Origin of the sequence: Ensifer sp. Root278 (assembly GCF_001429285.1) — a bacterium.
Classification (GTDB): Bacteria; Pseudomonadota; Alphaproteobacteria; order Rhizobiales; family Rhizobiaceae; genus Ensifer.
In genome coordinates this window covers 467598-484405 of sequence record NZ_LMJJ01000040.1, presented here as the reverse complement: position 1 = coordinate 484405, position 16808 = coordinate 467598, and the positions used below count along the sequence as shown (strand labels likewise).

The 16808-nt window shown below is 63.4% G+C and carries 20 protein-coding genes; 12 read left to right on the top strand and 8 right to left on the bottom strand.

Annotated elements, in window-relative coordinates; translation table 11 throughout:
* Positions 1–32 precede the first annotated feature (32 nt).
* The 6 genes from ASE60_RS24120 (at position 33) to ASE60_RS24095 (ending at position 6034) form a co-directional block, all read left to right on the top strand.
* Positions 33–656, top strand: coding sequence for a cysteine hydrolase family protein (locus tag ASE60_RS24120; protein WP_057253709.1), 624 nt, complete (start codon positions 33–35; stop codon positions 654–656).
* Between the two features lie 178 nt (positions 657–834).
* The gene (locus tag ASE60_RS24115; RefSeq protein WP_057253707.1) at positions 835–2184 is read left to right on the top strand and encodes an efflux RND transporter periplasmic adaptor subunit; all 1350 of its coding nucleotides are present in this window, start codon (positions 835–837) and stop codon (positions 2182–2184) included.
* 8 nt (positions 2185–2192) lie between these two features.
* Entirely contained in the window at positions 2193–4136 is a 1944-nt protein-coding gene (locus ASE60_RS24110) for a MacB family efflux pump subunit (RefSeq protein WP_057253705.1), read from the top strand.
* A 218-nt stretch (positions 4137–4354) separates the two neighbouring features.
* Positions 4355–4645, top strand: a complete 291-nt coding sequence (locus ASE60_RS24105) for a hypothetical protein (RefSeq protein WP_057253703.1) — start codon at positions 4355–4357, stop codon at positions 4643–4645.
* Positions 4646–4722: 77 nt separating this feature from the next.
* A complete protein-coding gene (locus tag ASE60_RS24100) occupies positions 4723–5421 on the top strand; it encodes a Type 1 glutamine amidotransferase-like domain-containing protein (protein WP_057253701.1) in 699 nt (232 codons plus the stop codon).
* A 43-nt stretch (positions 5422–5464) separates the two neighbouring features.
* A complete protein-coding gene (locus ASE60_RS24095) occupies positions 5465–6034 on the top strand; it encodes a nucleotidyltransferase family protein (RefSeq protein WP_057253699.1) in 570 nt (189 codons plus the stop codon).
* A 91-nt stretch (positions 6035–6125) separates the two neighbouring features.
* On the opposite strand, the gene ASE60_RS24090 is transcribed toward ASE60_RS24095, so the two are convergent.
* Positions 6126–6371: a hypothetical protein gene (locus ASE60_RS24090; protein ID WP_162261323.1), complete on the bottom strand. Its 246-nt coding sequence runs from the start codon at positions 6369–6371 to the stop codon at positions 6126–6128.
* Between the two features lie 74 nt (positions 6372–6445).
* Between ASE60_RS24090 and ASE60_RS24085 the strand changes: the two genes are divergently transcribed.
* A complete protein-coding gene (locus tag ASE60_RS24085; RefSeq protein WP_057253695.1) occupies positions 6446–7339 on the top strand; it encodes a LysR family transcriptional regulator in 894 nt (297 codons plus the stop codon).
* On the opposite strand, the gene ASE60_RS24080 is transcribed toward ASE60_RS24085, so the two are convergent.
* Together ASE60_RS24080 and ASE60_RS24075 are read right to left on the bottom strand one after the other, a co-directional pair.
* Complete coding sequence (locus ASE60_RS24080) at positions 7336–7944, bottom strand: hypothetical protein (protein WP_057253693.1); 609 nt, start codon at positions 7942–7944, stop codon at positions 7336–7338. The two genes, ASE60_RS24085 and ASE60_RS24080, sit on opposite strands and share 4 nt — an antisense overlap.
* Before the next feature lie 15 nt (positions 7945–7959).
* Entirely contained in the window at positions 7960–8367 is a 408-nt protein-coding gene (locus ASE60_RS24075; RefSeq protein ID WP_057253691.1) for a GFA family protein, read from the bottom strand.
* 165 nt (positions 8368–8532) lie between these two features.
* On the opposite strand from ASE60_RS24075, the gene ASE60_RS24070 reads away from it, so the two are divergent.
* Positions 8533–9282 carry an SDR family oxidoreductase gene (locus ASE60_RS24070; RefSeq protein WP_057253689.1) on the top strand — a complete coding sequence of 250 codons (750 nt, stop codon included), beginning with the start codon at positions 8533–8535 and terminating at the stop codon, positions 9280–9282.
* An 83-nt stretch (positions 9283–9365) separates the two neighbouring features.
* Here ASE60_RS24070 and ASE60_RS24065 read toward each other — a convergent pair whose 3' ends face one another.
* Positions 9366–9821 carry an Lrp/AsnC family transcriptional regulator gene (locus ASE60_RS24065; RefSeq protein WP_057253687.1) on the bottom strand — a complete coding sequence of 152 codons (456 nt, stop codon included), beginning with the start codon at positions 9819–9821 and terminating at the stop codon, positions 9366–9368.
* A 116-nt stretch (positions 9822–9937) separates the two neighbouring features.
* Here ASE60_RS24065 and ASE60_RS24060 point away from each other — a divergent pair, with 116 nt between their 5' ends.
* Positions 9938–10921 (top strand): nucleoside recognition domain-containing protein, encoded by a 984-nt coding sequence (locus tag ASE60_RS24060; RefSeq protein WP_057253685.1) that lies wholly within the window; start codon positions 9938–9940, stop codon positions 10919–10921.
* A gap of 10 nt (positions 10922–10931) precedes the next feature.
* On the opposite strand, the gene ASE60_RS24055 is transcribed toward ASE60_RS24060, so the two are convergent.
* Both ASE60_RS24055 and ftrA read right to left on the bottom strand, forming a co-directional pair.
* Positions 10932–11513, bottom strand: coding sequence for an immunity 26/phosphotriesterase HocA family protein (locus ASE60_RS24055; protein WP_162261322.1), 582 nt, complete (start codon positions 11511–11513; stop codon positions 10932–10934).
* A gap of 2 nt (positions 11514–11515) precedes the next feature.
* On the bottom strand, positions 11516–12550 hold the full coding sequence (gene ftrA, locus ASE60_RS24050) for a transcriptional regulator FtrA (protein WP_200964210.1): 1035 nt from the start codon (positions 12548–12550) through the stop codon (positions 11516–11518).
* A 77-nt stretch (positions 12551–12627) separates the two neighbouring features.
* Between ftrA and ASE60_RS24045 the strand changes: the two genes are divergently transcribed.
* Both ASE60_RS24045 and ASE60_RS24040 read left to right on the top strand, forming a co-directional pair.
* Positions 12628–13059, top strand: coding sequence for a rhodanese-like domain-containing protein (locus ASE60_RS24045; protein WP_057253681.1), 432 nt, complete (start codon positions 12628–12630; stop codon positions 13057–13059).
* A gap of 181 nt (positions 13060–13240) precedes the next feature.
* The gene (locus ASE60_RS24040) at positions 13241–13729 is read left to right on the top strand and encodes a GNAT family N-acetyltransferase (protein WP_057253679.1); all 489 of its coding nucleotides are present in this window, start codon (positions 13241–13243) and stop codon (positions 13727–13729) included.
* Between the two features lie 385 nt (positions 13730–14114).
* Here ASE60_RS24040 and ASE60_RS24035 read toward each other — a convergent pair whose 3' ends face one another.
* Together ASE60_RS24035 and ASE60_RS24030 are read right to left on the bottom strand one after the other, a co-directional pair.
* A complete protein-coding gene (locus ASE60_RS24035; protein WP_057253677.1) occupies positions 14115–15347 on the bottom strand; it encodes a biotin/lipoyl-binding protein in 1233 nt (410 codons plus the stop codon).
* A 3-nt stretch (positions 15348–15350) separates the two neighbouring features.
* Positions 15351–15791, bottom strand: a complete 441-nt coding sequence (locus tag ASE60_RS24030; RefSeq protein WP_199536405.1) for a hypothetical protein — start codon at positions 15789–15791, stop codon at positions 15351–15353.
* Positions 15792–16061: 270 nt separating this feature from the next.
* On the opposite strand from ASE60_RS24030, the gene ASE60_RS24025 reads away from it, so the two are divergent.
* Complete coding sequence (locus tag ASE60_RS24025) at positions 16062–16787, top strand: class I SAM-dependent methyltransferase (protein WP_057253674.1); 726 nt, start codon at positions 16062–16064, stop codon at positions 16785–16787.
* Positions 16788–16808: the final 21 nt, after the last annotated feature.

Here is a 16808-nt window from a genome sequence, read left to right as displayed (position 1 = left end):
CGGCCACTTCGACCAAACCAAGGAGCCTTCCCATGTCCGATTCCGCCACCTCTTCGCCCGCCGCCCCGGCAACCCTCTTCACGCTCGCCGGCGTCACGCTCACCCCGCCGCCGCTGGGTGATGCGACGCTGATCCTGATCGACTATCAGAACGAATACCTGGCCGGCCCCTTGCGGCTTTTCGAACCGGAAGCCGCCGTCGAGAAGGCGCGCGAGCTCTTGCTCGCAGCCCGTGCCGCGGGCGCCAAGATCATCCATGTCGCCCATCGGGGTTCGGCCGGCGGCGTGTTCGACCGGGCGCAGCATCGCGGCGCGATCGTCGATGCGCTGGCGCCGCTTGCAGGTGAAACCGTCGTCGAGAAGCCGCGGCCCAACGCCTTTTCGGGTACCGACCTTGCCGAGATCGTCGGTCCGGCCGGCACGCCTGTTATCATCGCCGGTTTCATGACGCACAATTGCGTGTCCTCGACAGCCCGCGCCGCCAAGGACCTGGGCTACGGCATCACCATTGCAGCCGACGCCTGCACCACCCGCGACCTGCCCTCGCCGAACGGAACCGTCCCGGCGCGCGCCTTGCATGATGCCGAGCTCGCCGGCCTTGCCGATCACCACGGCGCCGTCGTGGATGTCGCCGCATTGATTGGCCCGTGCGGCTGACAAACCCGCCCTTCGCAATCGAAACCCGAGGGCGTCCACCTGTCATGGGCGCCTTTGCCGCACGGCCGATGACGAAGATTACGAAAATATAATGATCTCAATGCTTTTCGCCGCGTCCATTCGCTTCTATTTTTGACCTATCCATTTTGGCATCGACGATGCCGGTTAGGCGCATGCGATGAACAAGACAGCCAAGACGGCGCGAGCCGACGCCACGCCCCGCGACGACGCGACCCCCAACGTCACCTTCATTCCCGGTGCGGTGCAGAAGGTGAAGCGCAAGCGCCGCACGCGCCGCTGGCTGTGGCTGCCGGTCGTGCTCGCCGTTGCCGGTGCCGGCTATTACGGCTGGGTGCGCTACGGCGAGGAACCGGCAACGGCTGCCATGGTGACCGATTTGGTGACGCGCGGCGACATCGAAAACAGCGTCACAGCCGTCGGCACGCTCGATGCGGTCAAATCCGTCGATGCCGGCGCGCAGGTCTCCGGCCAGTTGAAGGCGCTGCATGTCGAGATCGGCGACAAGGTCACTCAAGATCAACTGGTCGCCGAAATCGACCCGGCAACGATCGAGAATCGCATCGAGATCGACCAGGCGGAGCTCGCCAATCTCCAGGCGCAGCTGATTTCCAAGAAGGCGCAGCTGGTGCTGAAACAGGCCAATATCGACCGTCAGCGCAATCTCGTCGAAACCAAAAGCGTGGCGCAATCGACGCTCGACCAGGCGATCGCCGATCTCGCTGCCGCTGAAGCCGACGTCAACGCCATCGAGGCGCAGATCCGCAAGCAGCAGGCGACGCTTGCCGGCGACAAGGTCGATCTCGGCTACACCAAGATCTATGCGCCGATGACCGGCACCATCGTCGCCAACCCGGCGAAAGAAGGCCAGACGCTGAACGCCAACCAGACGACGCCGACCATCGTCACCATTGCCGACCTCTCGACCATGACGGTGAAGGCACAGGTTTCGGAAGCCGACGTTACCAGGCTGAAGGTCGGCATGGATGCCTATTTCACGCTGCTCGGCCAGCCGGGCAAACGCTTCGTCGGCAAGCTCCGGCAGATCCAGCCGATGCCCGACACCACCAACAACGTCGTGCTCTATTACGCCCTCTTCGACGTCCCCAATCCCGACGGCGAGTTGATGATGTCGATGAGCGCGCAGGTGTTCTTCGTGCAGGCCGCCGCCAAGGACGTGCTGATCGTGCCGAGTGCCGCGCTGAGCCACCCCGCCAAGGGTACCGGCGAAGCGGCCGGCCAGGGCAACGGCCGACGCGACGGCCAGGGCAATGGCCAGGCGGGCGGCGCACGGGGTGAAGGCCGCAAGGATCAGGTCACCGTCGTCGCCGCCTCCGGCGCGCTCGAAACGCGAGACGTCGAAGTGGGTATCCGCAACCGCGTCAGCGCCGAGATCAGGAGCGGCCTTAAAGAGGGCGAGAAGATCGTGGTCACCACCGGCTCCGGCAGTAGCGGCAACGCCCGGGACGGCCGCAGCCAGCGCGGCATGCGCATGCCGCCGATGTTCTGAGGTTGGCCATGTCCCCGCTCATCTCGCTCAGGCACGTCAGCAAGACCTATTTCAACGGCGATCTCGCCGTCGAGGTCCTGCACGGCCTCTCCCTCGATATCGAGGCGGGCGAGTTCGTGGCGATCGTCGGCCAGTCCGGCTCCGGCAAGTCGACGCTGATGAACATTCTCGGCTGCCTCGATCAGCCGACCGGCGGCGACTATCTGATCGACGGCGAGAGCGTCGCCGACCTCGATACCGATGAGTTGGCCGCCCTGCGCCGCCGCACCTTCGGCTTCGTCTTCCAGAGCTACAACCTCATCCCGACGGCAAGCGCGAAGGAGAATGTCCAGGTGCCGGCCGTCTATGCCGGCATGTCGGCGCGCGACCGGCACGACCGCGCCGAGGCGCTGCTCGAAGCGCTGAAGCTCGGCGAGCGGCTCGACCATCGGCCGAACCAGCTCTCCGGCGGCCAGCAGCAGCGCGTCTCCATTGCCCGCGCCCTGATGAACGGCGGCCGGGTGATCCTCGCCGACGAGCCGACCGGCGCGCTCGACAGCCAGAGCGGCTCGGACGTGATGGCGCTCTTGCGCGACATGAACAACCAGGGCCACACGATCATCGTCATCACCCACTCGCGCGAGGTCGCTGAACAGGCCGACCGGCTGATCGAGATCCATGACGGCCGCATCGTCGCCGACCGCGCCAAGAAGAGCCGCAGCAATGCCGAAGGCGCAGCAGCCCTTGCCCACCATGTCAGCGAGGGTTCGGCGGCGATCGCCGATGTCACCGAAGCGGTGAAGATGGCGTTCCGGGCGCTGAAGGCCAATCTCTTCCGCACCATCCTGACGCTGCTCGGCATCGTCATCGGCGTCGGTTCTGTCGTCGCAATGCTGGCGATCGGCACCGGCGCGCAGGATTCGGTGCTGAGCCGCATCTCTTCCATGGGCTCGGACCTGCTGGTGGTACGCCCCAGCATGGCGAATTTTCGCGGCAGCGCCGGCGGCAGCAACGTGACGCTGGTCCCGGCCGATGCCGATGCGATCCTCGAAGTGCCGAACGTCGCCTTCGCCGTGCCCGAGATGACGAGCTCCGTCACGCTTCGCCACGGTAACATCGACTACCAGACGACCGCCAACGGCACCGTGCCCCAGTTCACGACGGCAAAATCCTGGAAAATGGCGAGCGGCGAGTTCATCAACCAGAACGACATGGACACTTACGCACCTGTCGCCGTCCTCGGCCAGACGGTGGTGAAAACCCTCTTCCCCGATGGCGACAATCCGATCGGCCAATATGTGCTCGTCAACAAGATCCCCTTCCAGGTGATCGGCGTGATGGCGGAAATGGGCGCGACGTCTTTCGGCAACGACCAGGACGACGTGGTGCTGGTGCCGCTGACGACGGGCAGCATCCGCCTCTTCGGCCAGCGCAACATCAGAACCATCACCGTGCAGGTGAAGGACGGCTCGGCGATCGACATAACCCAGCAGACGATCCAGGCGCTGCTCGACCAGCGCCACAAGCGCCAGGACACGCAGATCACCAACATGTCCTCGGTGCGCGAGGCCTTCACCGAGACCTCCAACACGCTGAAGCTGTTCCTGGGTTCCGTCGCCGCGATCTCGCTCTTGGTCGGAGGCATCGGCGTCATGAACATCATGCTCGTCTCGGTCAGCGAGCGCACCCGCGAGATCGGCGTGCGCATGGCGACCGGCGCCCGCCAGCGCGACATCCTGCTGCAGTTCATCATCGAGGCCCTGGTCGTCTCGGCGATCGGCGGCGCGCTCGGCGTGCTGCTCGGGCTCGGCACCGGCGCGCTTGCCGGCCAGTTCGGCATGCCCGTTTCCTTCACGCTCGGACCCGTGGCGCTCGCGTTTACCTGCGCCTTCCTCACCGGCCTCGCCTTCGGCTTCCTGCCCGCCCGCAACGCCTCACGCCTGCAGCCGGCGGTGGCGCTGAGTGCGGATTAAGCGGCGCGCGGCCCTCGGCGGGGCCGTGGACAAATCGAGTGCCACCACCGAAGATAGCAACCGGGCAACCGGGATGATTCGCGATGTAGAAAGCGTTTGCAGTACTTTACGGGCTGATTTTCATTTTTCTCCTGTCATTGGCTTTTGTCACGTTGCCACCTGAAATAGCACGCCAGCTGTCGTCCGCCGACCGAGCGCTGTTCTATGTAGGTCTGGTCGTGGAATTTGCGGTCACGATAGGGCTGTTTGCCTACGCCTTCGACCTGAAGATCCCGCCCTTTCCGCTGTGGCGGCCGTTCAGTTGGTTTCTCGCTGGCTGGTGCCTCTACACCTCGCTGGCCAAGGTTTGGGACCTCGTCTCACTCATCACCTCACCCCAACCCGGAGACGAAGGCTTGATATCAGGTTTCTTGGGTTTGCTGCTCTTGCTTCTGCTCAACTATTTCAGCTGGCTCGGCGTCTGGCGCTATGGGCGGCGTGTATCGCAGCAGCCTGCACGGGCAAGCTAGAAAACGGAACGTTCGGGAACGGTGTGAAGACTGGACAATCCCGTGCGGTCGCAGGCGCGGGAAAGCAGGAGGTCAAGATGGTCAACCTCGTCCTCTACAGCGATCAGCTTTTCCCGAAATGTTCGGCGATCGATCGAAGGCTCGTGGAAATGCTTGAGGCGCTTGGGCCGGGACGCCGCATCGCCTATGTCGCATCCGGCCCGGAGCCGGACCGCAGCTTCTTCCTTGCTGCCCGGTCCTATTACGGCCGATACGGCCTCGATCTCGCGCTGTTCTACGATCTCGACGAGCCCCATTCGGCAGAAGACATCGCAGCACTCTTCGCCTCAGATGCCATTCACCTTTCGGGCGGACATACCGGCGGATTTCTCGAACGGCTGAAGCAAAGCCGCATGCTCGGTCCGATCCGAGACTGGGCCCTCGCCGGCGGCATCCTGATCGGCGTCAGCGCCGGCGCCATCCTCATGGCCCCGACGATCACGACGGACGCGCTCTTCATTGGCCTGATACCCGAGGACATGGCAGACGGCGACGCGCTCGATCTCGTGCCGTTCGCGTTCTTTCCGCATCTCAGCGACGACGACACTTACCTGCCCGCGCTCTTGCGCTACAGCACGCATACGGCACAGCCGATCGTCGCCTGCAACGACGGCGACGGCATCGTCGTCACAGGCAGGCGGGTCGAATGTTTTGGAGATCCCGTGTGGATCGCCGCTGGAACCGTGCAGACAGCGGGCGATATCAGGCTCGACGGATTCTCGATATCCAGGGCGTGACATGGCAGATGCTGAGATCCTCTCAGACCGAAGGCAAATTCCGATGCGCGGGCACGAGGAGCTGCGGGCCATCGTCCTCAAGAGCCCGCTACTTTCTCCGATCCTCGGAAACTGGGAGAAGATTGCCCTGCCGGCTGGCTGGCTGGTGGCCGGGGCAATCGCACAAACCGTCTGGAACCATGCCTTCGATTTGCCTCCCGCACATGGGATCAGCGACATCGACGTCGTCTATTTCGACGCTGACGACCTTTCCGAAGAGGCGGAGGCCGCGCACGCCACCCGGATCGGAAACCTGTTCACTGACTGGTCCGTCCGGATCGATGTCAAGAACGAGGCGCGTGTCCATCTCTGGTACCGGGAGAAATTCGGCAGCCCGATCAAGCCCTATAGTTCGATGGAAGAGGCCATCGCGACATTCCCGACCACAGCCACCGCTGTCGGCATTCGCCCGGCCGACGACGGGCTCGACATTTGCGCACCCTTCGGCCTTGGCGATCTGCTGGCCCCCATCGTGCGGGCCAACAAGAGCCAGATCACGCGCGAGATATACGAGTGGAAGGTCAATCGCTGGCGCGCCCTTTGGCCGGGCCTCACGATCGAAAGCTGGGATTAGCGTCGGATTGAGCCAAGGCTTTCACGCGTTTGGCCGGCGCCCCTCGCCCCACCGCCTCAAGAGGCGAAATCGTCGCCCATACCTGCAGCGCCTACATCGCCCCTGCCCGCACAGCTTCGGCATGCCGTGGGGGCATTGCGCTCTCTCGCGCCCGCATCGGGGCTGCCTTGCGCCTTCCAAGCTGCGCTTCTCCCGCTGTGATCCCGATGTCGGCAAGGCGCTCCGCGTCCAGTTCGCGCAACTGCTGCAACTGCCAGTACCGCGACTGCGGCGAGGCGACGAGATAAAGGCCGATTTCCCGGAACATGTCGAACACCCATGTTTTGTTTCTCACCATGGGCACAGTCTGCGCCTCGACATTCCATAAAAGAAGCTTAGCTTTCATATCTAACGCATAAGAGAAACTTTGATATGAGCACCCTCGATCTCGATTATCTCAAAACCTTCGCGCTGGTGGCCGAACTCGGCAGCTTCTCGGCGGCCGCCGAGCGACTGGGGCTGACGCAGCCGGCAATCAGCCTGCAGGTGCGTGCGCTGGAAAAACAGCTTGGCGTGCGCCTGGTCGAGCGCGTCGGCCGCACGGCAAGGCCGAGTGCGGCAGGCGAGGAACTGCTTGCCCATGCCGGCCGCATCGAGGCTGCAACCAGCCAGGCCATCGAAGCGGTGGCGCGCCATGCCAAGGGCGTGCTTGGCCGGGTGCGGCTCGGCACCGGTGCTACCCCTTGCGCCTTCCTGCTGCCGCCGCTGCTCGCCGATCTGAAGCGCCGCTTCCCCGACCTCGATATCACGGTAACGACCGGCAACAGCGCCGACATCGTCCGGGCGGTCGATGAAAACCTGCTCGATATCGGACTGGTCACCCTGCCCGTCACCGGCCGCATCTTCGATGTCGCGCCGCTCTTCGACGAACGCTTCGTCGCAATCGCCCCTCTGGGAACCGATCTCCCCGAGAGCGTGACCGCAAAAACCCTGGCGAAGTACCCGATGATCCTCTACGAACCGGGCGCCAACACCCGCCGGATTACCGATGAATGGCTGGCGTCGGGCGGCACCGACGTCAAACCGCTGATGTCGTTCGGCAGCGTCGATGCGATCAAGGAAATGGTCGCCGCCGGCCTGGGTGCTGCCCTCGTTCCGGAGATCGCGCTGCGCGCCGGGGATCGCGAACGGCTGGAGGTGCGGCAGGTTACGCCGCCCTTCTCACGCCGCTCCGCCCTCGTGCTTCGCCGCGACAAGCGGCTCGACCGGGCGCTGCGCGAAACGCTCAATGCCCTGAGGACGCTGGAGAACCTGGACGAGGACTAGTGGGAGTTGGACAGGTCACGGAGACCGCCAGTCCCTATCGACGCCGCCTCTCGGGGACGGCACTGTTCGAGATCACGCATTGCACCCAGTTCCCGCAAGAGTTTGAAGCCCACGTAATCACTGCGCGAAAACTGCCAACGGTAGTAGCAGTCCCAATAGCTCATCACCCGATCACACGTGAGCATATAAAACACCGGGTTCGCCCTGATAAATGCCGAGACGACGTCCCGCTCCAGGTCGAGTAGAGCCGCGTGGATATCCCGGATGATTTCGACGACGTATTCGCCGATCAGCGCGATTACGAAGGGAATGGACCAGGGCTGATTGATGCGAAGGACTTCTTGCAGAGCGGCCTGGCGTTGGAAGCCGTCCGTGCTGCGCGTGAGCAAGCAAAGGGCCATCTGCCGCTCGAACAGGCTCAGTCCCGGGAACTCCGGCCTTGCCGATAGATGAACTCGGTTGGGTATGCGCAAGGTCTCGCCGAGAATGTTGACCGAAAACTGGCCGGATACATAGTCGGAATTCAACCTGAGTGCCGAAACAGCATTCACGGACTGACAGCGAAGTGCGATCGGGAAAGCCTCAGGAAACGTCTTTTCCACCATCAATCAATTCCAGCCCTACAAATGCCGCACCTCGGCCGGCATCGAACCCCAGTTGTTGTTGAGCCCATCGCAATAGGTCACGGGGGCTGAGACTAACTCGTCGATATCGACGCCATCGAGGCAGGCGACGTTGATGTTGTAGTAGGTCTCGTCGGTCATGTTCGGCGCGTCGATCCGCTCGAATGGCCTGACGCCGCACTGGCTGCAGAAGAAATGATGGGCGACCGGGTTGCGCCCGCGATAGTCCGTCAACGCCTCTTCGCCGGCGATCAGGCGGAAAGCCTCGGGCTTCACCACCACCGACCAGAGCCGCATCTTCACGCAGATCGTGCAATTGCATTTCCCGGTGCCGGCGCTGATGTCCATGTCCGCCTCGATGCGCACCGCGCCGCAATGGCAGCTCCCCCGATAGGTCCTCAGCATCCCGTTCCTCCCTGCCCCTCTTGTCGGCTCGGACTATGCCACCGGCCCCGCCGATTGAAAATCGTCGTCCCTCAACCGTCTTCCGAATTGAGTGGGCGGAAATCGGGTGGGCGCTCCCCCCTCCCAGCATTAGTCAAGGCGCCTCAACCAAAGAGGAGAAAGTCCATGACCATGCTGCAAGACAAGATCGTTATCGTCACCGGTGCCTCCTCGGGCATCGGCCGCGCAGTCGCCAAGCTCTTCGCCGCCGAGGGTGCGAAGATCGTCGCCAATGCCCGCGGCAAGGCGCAGCTTACGGCCGTTGTCGAGGCGATCCGCGAGGATGGCGGCGAAGCGATCGCCGTCAGCGGCGACGTTACCGACGAAGCCACCCATATCCGGCTGGTGGAGGCGGCGCTGAAACAGTTCGGCGGTCTCGACATCGCCGTCAACAATGCTGGCGTCGTCAACGTCATGAAGCCGGTCGCCGAGATCACCGCTTCGGAATGGCAGCAATCGCTTGCCACCAACCTCACCTCCGCCTTTCTCGGCGCCCGCCACCAGATCCCGGCGATGCTTGCGCGTGATGGCGGATCGCTGGTCTTCACCTCCACCTTCGTCGGCACCAGCGTCGGCATTCCCGGCATGGCCGCCTATGGCGCAGCGAAGGCCGGACTGATGGGCCTCGTAAAGGGCATCACCGCCGACTATGGCGCAAAGGGCATCCGCGCCAACGCCCTGCTCCCGGGTGGAGTCGATACGCCGGCGGGCGGCAGCAAGGAGCAGAAGGAATGGGCCGCCGGCCTGCACGCGATGAAGCGCATCGCCCAGCCGGAAGAAATTGCCCAGGCCGCCCTCTTCCTCTCCGGCCCGATGGCAAGCTTCGTCTCCGGTGCGGCGCTCTTTGCCGATGGCGGCAATGCTGCGGTGAAGTGACGGTCGCGACAGTCTTGTGCGCCGGGGCACGTTGCCCCGGCGCGAACCAAGCGCGCGGCGATACCGAGTGTCCCGATGCGACCCTACCCCAGCGGAATCTCCGTCGTCTCCTTGCCGGTGCGGATCACGAACGACGTGTAATAGCGCGCAACGTTGCTCTCTTCCTTGAAAAGCCGCTCGGTCAGCGCGTCGAGCTCGTCCATGTCTTTCAGTCGCAGCATCAAGAGCGCATCGGTCTCGCCGCTGACGCTATAGGCCTGGATCACCGCCGGCTCCTTGGCGGCCATGTCGAGGAAGCGGCGGACGAATTGTTCGCCGTGACGCTCGAGCTCCACGGTAATGATCGCCTTCATCGTTCGCCCGGCCTTTGCCGGATTGAGGACAGCGACAATCCGGTCGATGACGCCGGTCTGGTGAAGGCGCCTTATGCGGCGCAGGCAGCTTGACGGCGACAGGCCGACTTCAGCCGCGAGATCGGCATTGGTGCGCGACGCATCCTCCTGCAGCAGCCTCAGAAGCTTGCTGTCGATCTTGTCCATCTCCGTCCCCCTGTTGTAGCCATTTGCAATTTTATTGCATGAAAGTGCATATTTTGACCACAACTGCGAAGGGCCTCGCGCTAGTCCTTGGACAACACATTCAAGGAGACACCGTCATGGCCGTTCACATGATTTTCTACCGCAAGACGCTCGCCACACTCGAAGTCTACCTTGACCTGGTCCGCATCATCGTGCCGGTTACGATCGTTACCCATGTGCTGCAGGAACTCGGCGTCATCCGCGCGGTCGCACCCGCCTTCGAGCCGCTGATGACACTCGTCGGCCTGCCGCCAGAGCTTGCCTTCGCCTGGCTGACCGGCCTGCTTGTCGGCATCTGGGGGGCGGTCGTCGTCGTCTTCGCGCTGGTCCCGGTCTCGGAGCTGACGACTGCCGACATGACCGTCTTTTCGGCATTGATGCTGGTGGCGCATGCCATCCCGATCGAGCAGCGCATCATCCAAAAGGCCGGGCCGAGCTTCCTCGTCACCGGAGCATTCAGGATTGGCGGCGGCCTCGTCTTCGCGGCATTGCTACACCAAGTCTTCGCGGTAACCGGATGGCTCACCACGCCGCTGAATCCCACATGGATACCGGTCAACGAGGGCTCCGGCTGGCTCGCCTTCGGCTTGAGCACGCTGAAGACGCTCGCCACCATGCTCGTGGTGCTGCTCGCCTTGAGTTGGACGATCGAGATTCTGAAGCTCGTCGGCATCCTCGGCTGGCTGAACCGGGGCATGGCGCCACTCTTCCGCCTTGCGGGCATCCAGTCGCAAACGGTGCCCTTCGCCGCCGTCGGCGTGCTCCTCGGTATCTCCTACGGTGGTGCACTGCTGATCCGCGAGGCCCGCGAAGCCAAGGTCGAGCCGCGCCAGGTCTTCCTCGCCTGCGTCTTCATGGGCTTTGGCCACAGCCTGATAGAAGACACATTGGTGGTCGTCGCGCTGGGCGCGGATTTCACCAGCGTGTTCTTCGGGCGTCTCGTCTTTGCCATTGCGGCAACAGCCATCGTCGCCCGGGTCATCGCCTCGGCGCCGGACGCCGTGTTCTTCCGGTCCTTCTTTCGCAAGGACGGTACCGAACCTGCGCTGTCGGAGGCGTAGCGGCCAGCGGCTAAGCTCGGCTTGGTGATGTCAGGAGGGCCGTGTCGATTTTCAGCGCCTCGGCCCATCGGTTCGGCCGCCCCGCTGCATGATCGCGTAGCCGGTCAACGACGTGCTCCGGTTCCCATACCGCGACGCATTCGAGGCCTGTACATTCAGCAAGGGAGGCAGGACGCTCAAAATTCTGATCGGCGAAGGTGGAATGATAGAGAAAGAGGCGGCCGTTGATGATGTCCTGTCTGAAGAAGAAGGGCTCCTGCGCATTTTCTGGCGTCAACGGCTGCGAAGCGATTACAGGCCATACACCCTTGGTCACTGCATACCTGAACACACCAAGCGTAAACACGACGGGCAGCGTAGGAATTTCCTCGATTGCGACGTCTTTTGTGAACACGCCGTCGAAAAAGACAATCAACGGCTCGCTCGCAACCTGCGCATAGGCGTGCTGGCCAGACCCCAGGTCGATGCGCAGGATATCGCCGACCTTGCGCCTGACCCTCTTTGGCTTTGAGCTCGTCACACCATTTGTCCCTATTTTGTCAACTTCGGAGATCGCAAGGAGCGCGCACGCCGACGCAACGTATACCGCCAAGGTCATTCCGCAGCCAGGTTCGTAGCCGCTAAGATTCGCCCAAACGCCGCGCGGTAGGCGGCAGGTGTCGTCGAAAGCTGCTGGCGGAAGTGGTGTCGCAGCGTCTGGGTCGAGCCGAAGCCGGAGGCTTCGGCCACCTGCTCCATGCCAAGTGCGGTTTCCTCCAGCAATTGCCGGGCGCGGGAAAGCCGCTCGGTCAAGAGCCAGCGCGCCGGCGTCGTGCCGGTCGCGGCCTCGAAGCGGCGAAGGAATGTGCGCTCGCTCATGCCCGCCGCCTTTGCCAGCACGGCGATCGAGAAGTCTTCACCCAGCCGTTCGCGCATACGGTCGAGCAAGGGCCCGAGCCGGGCGCTCTCGTGCACATCAGGCACCGCCCGCTCGATGAACTGCGCCTGCCCGCCGTCGCGGTGCGGCGGCACGACCAGGCGGCGGGCCACGCGGTTGGCCGCCTCGCTGCCGAAATCGCGGCGGATCAGATGCAGGCAGAGGTCGATGCCGGCGGCACTGCCGGCAGACGTCAGCACCTGCCCGCTATCGACATAGAGCACATCGGGCACCACCTCGATGTCAGGATAAAACGCCCCAAGCTTGTCGGTATAGCGCCAGTGGGTCGTCGCCCTCCGGCCCGAAAGCAGGCCTGCCGCCGCCAGCACGAAGACGCCGGAACAGATGGAAAGGACGCGCGCGCCGCGCTGATGCGCATCCCGCAGTGCCTGGCAGACTGCCTCCGGCACCGGCTGGTCCGCGCCGCGCCAACCGGGCACGATGATCGTGCCCGCCTCGGCCAGAAGCTCGATGCCGCCATCGGCCACAAAGCGCACGCCGCCGGTTGCCCTCAGCTCGCCGGGATCGACCGAGGCGACGGCGAAGCGATACCAGTCCTCGCCCATTTCCGGCCGTGGCAGGCCGAACATCTCGACGGCGACGCCGAACTCGAAGGTGCACAGCCCGTCATAGGCGAGCGCCACGACGAGCGGATTTTGGAGCGATCGGGTAGCGGAAAACGACTTTGGCATGATCTTGAGCATATATGGCAATGTTGCCAACTGCCAGCCCTCATCGGGTGCTGCTACATATCTCTTCGTCAACACGCACCGAGCCAAGGAGAGCCCCGATGAGCTACGTCACCGAAACCCCCGCTGCTTCCCCCGAGATTGCCATTGCCCATTTCGCCGGGCGCCTCAGCGTCGAAACCGATTGCGCCGACGTCGCCCATGCGCTGAAGAGCGGCGAGCAGGATTTCGTGCTCTTGCATGTGGTCGGCTCGGACGCTGCCTATGCCCGCCGCCACGTGCCGGGCGCGATCCACCTGCCCCACCGCGAGATCAGTGCCGAGCGCATGGCCGAGTGGCCTGAAGATACCATCTTCGTCGCCTACTGCGCCGGCCCGCATTGCAACGGCGCCGATCAGGCGGCCCTCAAGCTCGCCCGCCTCGGCCGCCCCGTGAAGATCATGATCGGCGGCATCACCGGCTGGGAAGACGAAGGCTTCGCCTTCGCCACCGGCGCAGCACCGGGTGAAGCGCAGGCCCTGCTCGCCGCCTGAGCGCCGGTCAGCGCGCACCACTGCGGCGTGCGCCTTGTTCAAGATCGCTACGGCACTTCGAACCGCTGGATAATTGTCCCTAAATGGGTTGCTATCCAAGGAATCTGCAGCAAGGCCGGCGTCCCCGCCGGCCTTCAGTAACCCACACCTAACGGGTACCCCCCTTGCACGAGATGTCGAGATGAACGCATCACCCCTCACCGTCCGCCCCTTCGAACGCCACGACGTGACTGATGTGCTGGAGCTGATGCGCGGCCTTGCAATCTTCGAAGGTTACATCGACAAATTTTTCGTGACCGAAGCGGATCTCATCGAACACGGGCTTGGCGATAACCCGCGCTTCGGCGTGCTCGTCGCGGATCTCGGCGGTCGTGCAGTCGGCATCGCCGTACACTATGTCATCCCGTGGACCTACGATCTGAAGCCGACGCTGGTGCTGAAGGAACTTTTCGTTGATGAAACAGCACGTTCCTCGGGCGCAGGGGCCGCATTGATCGCAGCTTTGAAGCGCCACGCCGCCAGGATCGGCGCGCCGCGCATCAACTGGACCGTGCTTGCGACCAACGACGCCGCCAAGCGTTTTTACCGACGCGAAGGCGGCAGCCACGATGCGATCTGGGAACCCTGGACGATGCCGGTGGAGATCACCGCGGATGGCGGCGAAAGCTAGCGATCAGCCTGGCCATGGGCCGCAAAAATGACGTCTAACCCCGGCAAAGCCTTTCTAATCCGCTTGGGCAGGCCGCCGCGCGGCCCTGCCTAGCTCGAATTGACTACTCAAATGCCACATAAATTTGATTGATTTCAGACCCCGCTTTTGTCACACTGCACCTGTAATTGCACACCGCAAACATACAATCCCCGGAAGAGTAGTATGGTTGCGTTTTTATTGCCGTGCAGTTGCTTTATTTGTTTTTATTGCGCGCCTGAGCCTCCGTTCCCCGCGGAGGCTCAGTTCATTTGAGGAACAGGCAAAGAGAAAGGGCCCCGACCAGTTCCGGTCGGGGCCCTTATATTGACTGCCGCAGGGGCACTGCAGAGGCTACACCGCCCCCTCAATGCCCGCCGAGCACCAGCGTCTGCACCGGCAGCATCAGGGCCTGCATGCGCAGGATCATCGCATGGACGAGGCCCACGGCGTCGACCACGTGCAGATAGGCCCAGCGGGCGGTGCTGATATCGGGCGACTCGAGCTCGTCATGGCTGTTGGTATAGGCATTGGCGATGCAGCTGCTGCCGGGCGGAATGTCCTCGAGCACGCCGGGATAGAGCGGCTCCATGACCACGGTGAGCGTGCCGGGCTGCGAGATCTGGGCGACGTCGATCAGCTGGTCGCTCGCCCTCACCTGGCCGGAGGCGATCACGTCCTGCACGTCGGTGACGACCAAGGGAATGATGGTGAAGGGCTTGCCGATGCAGGTGGCCTCGCCGATCATGCCGACCTTCATCACCTGCGCCTCGATCTGCCCGAAGCCAGCGACCAGCTGCGCCCGGCCGGCATCTTCAGGGACGAGAACGCCCGCTGGCCGCAGAAGCGGATTGACGACCTCGCCGACCCGGAGTGCGAACTGCTGCACCCGGCCGGACACGCCGGCGCGCACGGTGGTCTTGCTAATATCGACCTCCGCCTCCTTCAGGGCCGCTTCGGCGCTCGCCTTTTGCGAAGGCAGCAGTGAAACGAGCTTGGTCTCCAGTGTCTGCTTGTTGGAAAGGACAGCGGTGAGTGCGCCCTTGCGCCCTTCGAGGTTGACCTGCCGACGCTCGATCTCGCGCCGTGCGACGACGTTGGGGTTCAGCTTGTTGAGTTCGACCTGGGTGTCGTACTCGTCCTGAGCCTGTTGCACGGCCGCCTGGGCTTCCACGATCGCGCCATCGGCGGCGACCAGCTCGGTGCGAGCGACGGCGAGCTCCGCTTCCACTTCGGCGATCTGGCGGCGGGCAACCTCGGCGGCGGCTTCCTGTTCGGAGCTGTCGAGCTTGAACAACGGCTGGCCGGCCTTCACCTTCTCGAAGCGCGTCGCATAGATTTCCGAAACGCGCCCGCCGGCTTCCGGCAGGATGGCGACCGTGCGGAACGCCGCGGTGACATTCTTCGTCGACGGGTGGAAGTAGAAGATCAGCGTGATCAGCGAGATCGTCAGGATGATGCAGGCGGTGATGCCCCAGCGCAGTTCGAACCACACCGAATAGATGGTGATCTCCCGCCCGAACCTTTTGCCCTGGACATAGCGGCGGAAGAGATAGTCAGGAAGGATCGTCAGCATCGAGCAAAGCATGAATTCGAACATGGCTCAGGCCTTCCCTTCCATCGACGGCTGATCTGCAGGTGCGGCCGGATGGCTCGCCACCGGCTCGAGCTCGGGCGGCACCGGTTCAGTTGATGCATCCACCTTGCCGGCGATCCTCTCCAGAGAGCGGGAGATCGACGAGAGCGGCGACGAAAAATCCGGCAGGTCGATCAGCGCCAGGATCAGCGCCGCGATCCAGAAGATGTTGTTGTGCGTGAGCAGCGAGATCAGCCCCAGCACCGCCACCAGCTCGTATTGCACCTTGTGGCTCTTGTGCGCCATGGTTTCGGGCAGCGAATGCAGCCTGAGATAGAAGGTGCCGAGGGCGAAGATCGCCAGGATCATGAAGACGACGACGACGTTGAACAGGACGTCGCTTTGTCCCGGCGCCGTGATGAATGCCGGCAAATGATGGATTGCAGTGGGATGGATGGCCTCGGACATTACGCCTCCACAAAACGGACTGGACCAAGAGAATCGTACATTAACACACCCCCAAAAAACACAAGTAAAACCTTGCACCTCAGCCGCAACTTGACCTTGCGGCGCTCGGCGCCCTATCAGATCAACGCGCTAGCACTTTGAAATGCCGGAGGTTTCGAGCAGGATCCTTGCCGGCATGCTGTTCCCAAGGTAACGGCAAACGATGCCCGCTCGCCCTATCGCGCGCGGCAGACGACCGCGCTCTTGCCCATTGCCCCGAAGGAGACCGATATGGCCCAGAACATTTACGACAAGCCGGAATTCTTCGAAGGCTACAGCCAGCTCGGACGCTCGGTGCATGGCCTTGCAGGTGCTGCCGAATGGCCGGCGATTCGCGCCCAATTGCCGGATTTGTCGGGAAAACGCGTCGTCGATCTCGGTTGCGGCTTCGGCTGGTTCTCGCGTTTTGCCCGCGAGGCTGGTGCGGCCCAGGTGCTCGGACTTGATCTCTCGGAAAAAATGATCGCCCGCGCCAGGGCCGACACGTCCGATCCGGCGATCGACTACCGGATCGCCGACCTCGACCAGCTCGACCTCCCCGAAGAGAGCTTCGACTTCGCCTATAGCTCGCTCGCCTTCCACTATGTCGAGGATTTCGGCCGGCTCGTCACCACCATCCACCGGGCGCTCGTGCCCGGCGCCCACTTCGTCTTCACCGTCGAGCACCCGATCTATATGGCGTCGCTCAATCCCGGCTGGCGGCTTGAGAACGGCGAGCGCACCTGGCCGGTCGATCACTATTCGGCCGAGGGACCACGCACCACCGACTGGCTGGCAAAGGGCGTGATCAAGCACCACCGCACGACAGGCACGACGCTCAACACGCTGATATCAACGGGCTTTGCCATCCGCCACGTAGAGGAGTGGCGCCCGACGGAAGAGCAGATCGCGGAGATCCCTGCCCTTGCCGAAGAAGTCGATCGCCCGATGATCCTGATCGTGAAGGTTGAGAAGTAGGTAGCCACTTTGGCCCACCCT

Bases quoted from the DNA above. Each gene is read 5' to 3' on its own strand.
- ASE60_RS24120 (WP_057253709.1), top strand. From the start codon at position 33: ATGTCCGATTCCGCCACCTCTTCGCCCGCCGCCCCGGCAACCCTCTTC.
- ASE60_RS24115 (WP_057253707.1), top strand. From the start codon at position 835: ATGAACAAGACAGCCAAGACGGCGCGAGCCGACGCCACGCCCCGCGAC.
- ASE60_RS24110 (WP_057253705.1), top strand. From the start codon at position 2,193: ATGTCCCCGCTCATCTCGCTCAGGCACGTCAGCAAGACCTATTTCAAC.
- ASE60_RS24100 (WP_057253701.1), top strand. From the start codon at position 4,723: ATGGTCAACCTCGTCCTCTACAGCGATCAGCTTTTCCCGAAATGTTCG.
- ASE60_RS24095 (WP_057253699.1), top strand. From the start codon at position 5,465: ATGCGCGGGCACGAGGAGCTGCGGGCCATCGTCCTCAAGAGCCCGCTA.
- ASE60_RS24090 (WP_162261323.1), bottom strand. From the start codon at position 6,371: ATGGTGAGAAACAAAACATGGGTGTTCGACATGTTCCGGGAAATCGGC.
- ASE60_RS24085 (WP_057253695.1), top strand. From the start codon at position 6,446: ATGAGCACCCTCGATCTCGATTATCTCAAAACCTTCGCGCTGGTGGCC.
- ASE60_RS24080 (WP_057253693.1), bottom strand. From the start codon at position 7,944: ATGGTGGAAAAGACGTTTCCTGAGGCTTTCCCGATCGCACTTCGCTGT.
- ASE60_RS24075 (WP_057253691.1), bottom strand. From the start codon at position 8,367: ATGCTGAGGACCTATCGGGGGAGCTGCCATTGCGGCGCGGTGCGCATC.
- ASE60_RS24070 (WP_057253689.1), top strand. From the start codon at position 8,533: ATGACCATGCTGCAAGACAAGATCGTTATCGTCACCGGTGCCTCCTCG.
- ASE60_RS24065 (WP_057253687.1), bottom strand. From the start codon at position 9,821: ATGGACAAGATCGACAGCAAGCTTCTGAGGCTGCTGCAGGAGGATGCG.
- ASE60_RS24060 (WP_057253685.1), top strand. From the start codon at position 9,938: ATGGCCGTTCACATGATTTTCTACCGCAAGACGCTCGCCACACTCGAA.
- ASE60_RS24045 (WP_057253681.1), top strand. From the start codon at position 12,628: ATGAGCTACGTCACCGAAACCCCCGCTGCTTCCCCCGAGATTGCCATT.
- ASE60_RS24040 (WP_057253679.1), top strand. From the start codon at position 13,241: ATGAACGCATCACCCCTCACCGTCCGCCCCTTCGAACGCCACGACGTG.
- ASE60_RS24035 (WP_057253677.1), bottom strand. From the start codon at position 15,347: ATGTTCGAATTCATGCTTTGCTCGATGCTGACGATCCTTCCTGACTAT.
- ASE60_RS24030 (WP_199536405.1), bottom strand. From the start codon at position 15,791: ATGTCCGAGGCCATCCATCCCACTGCAATCCATCATTTGCCGGCATTC.
- ASE60_RS24025 (WP_057253674.1), top strand. From the start codon at position 16,062: ATGGCCCAGAACATTTACGACAAGCCGGAATTCTTCGAAGGCTACAGC.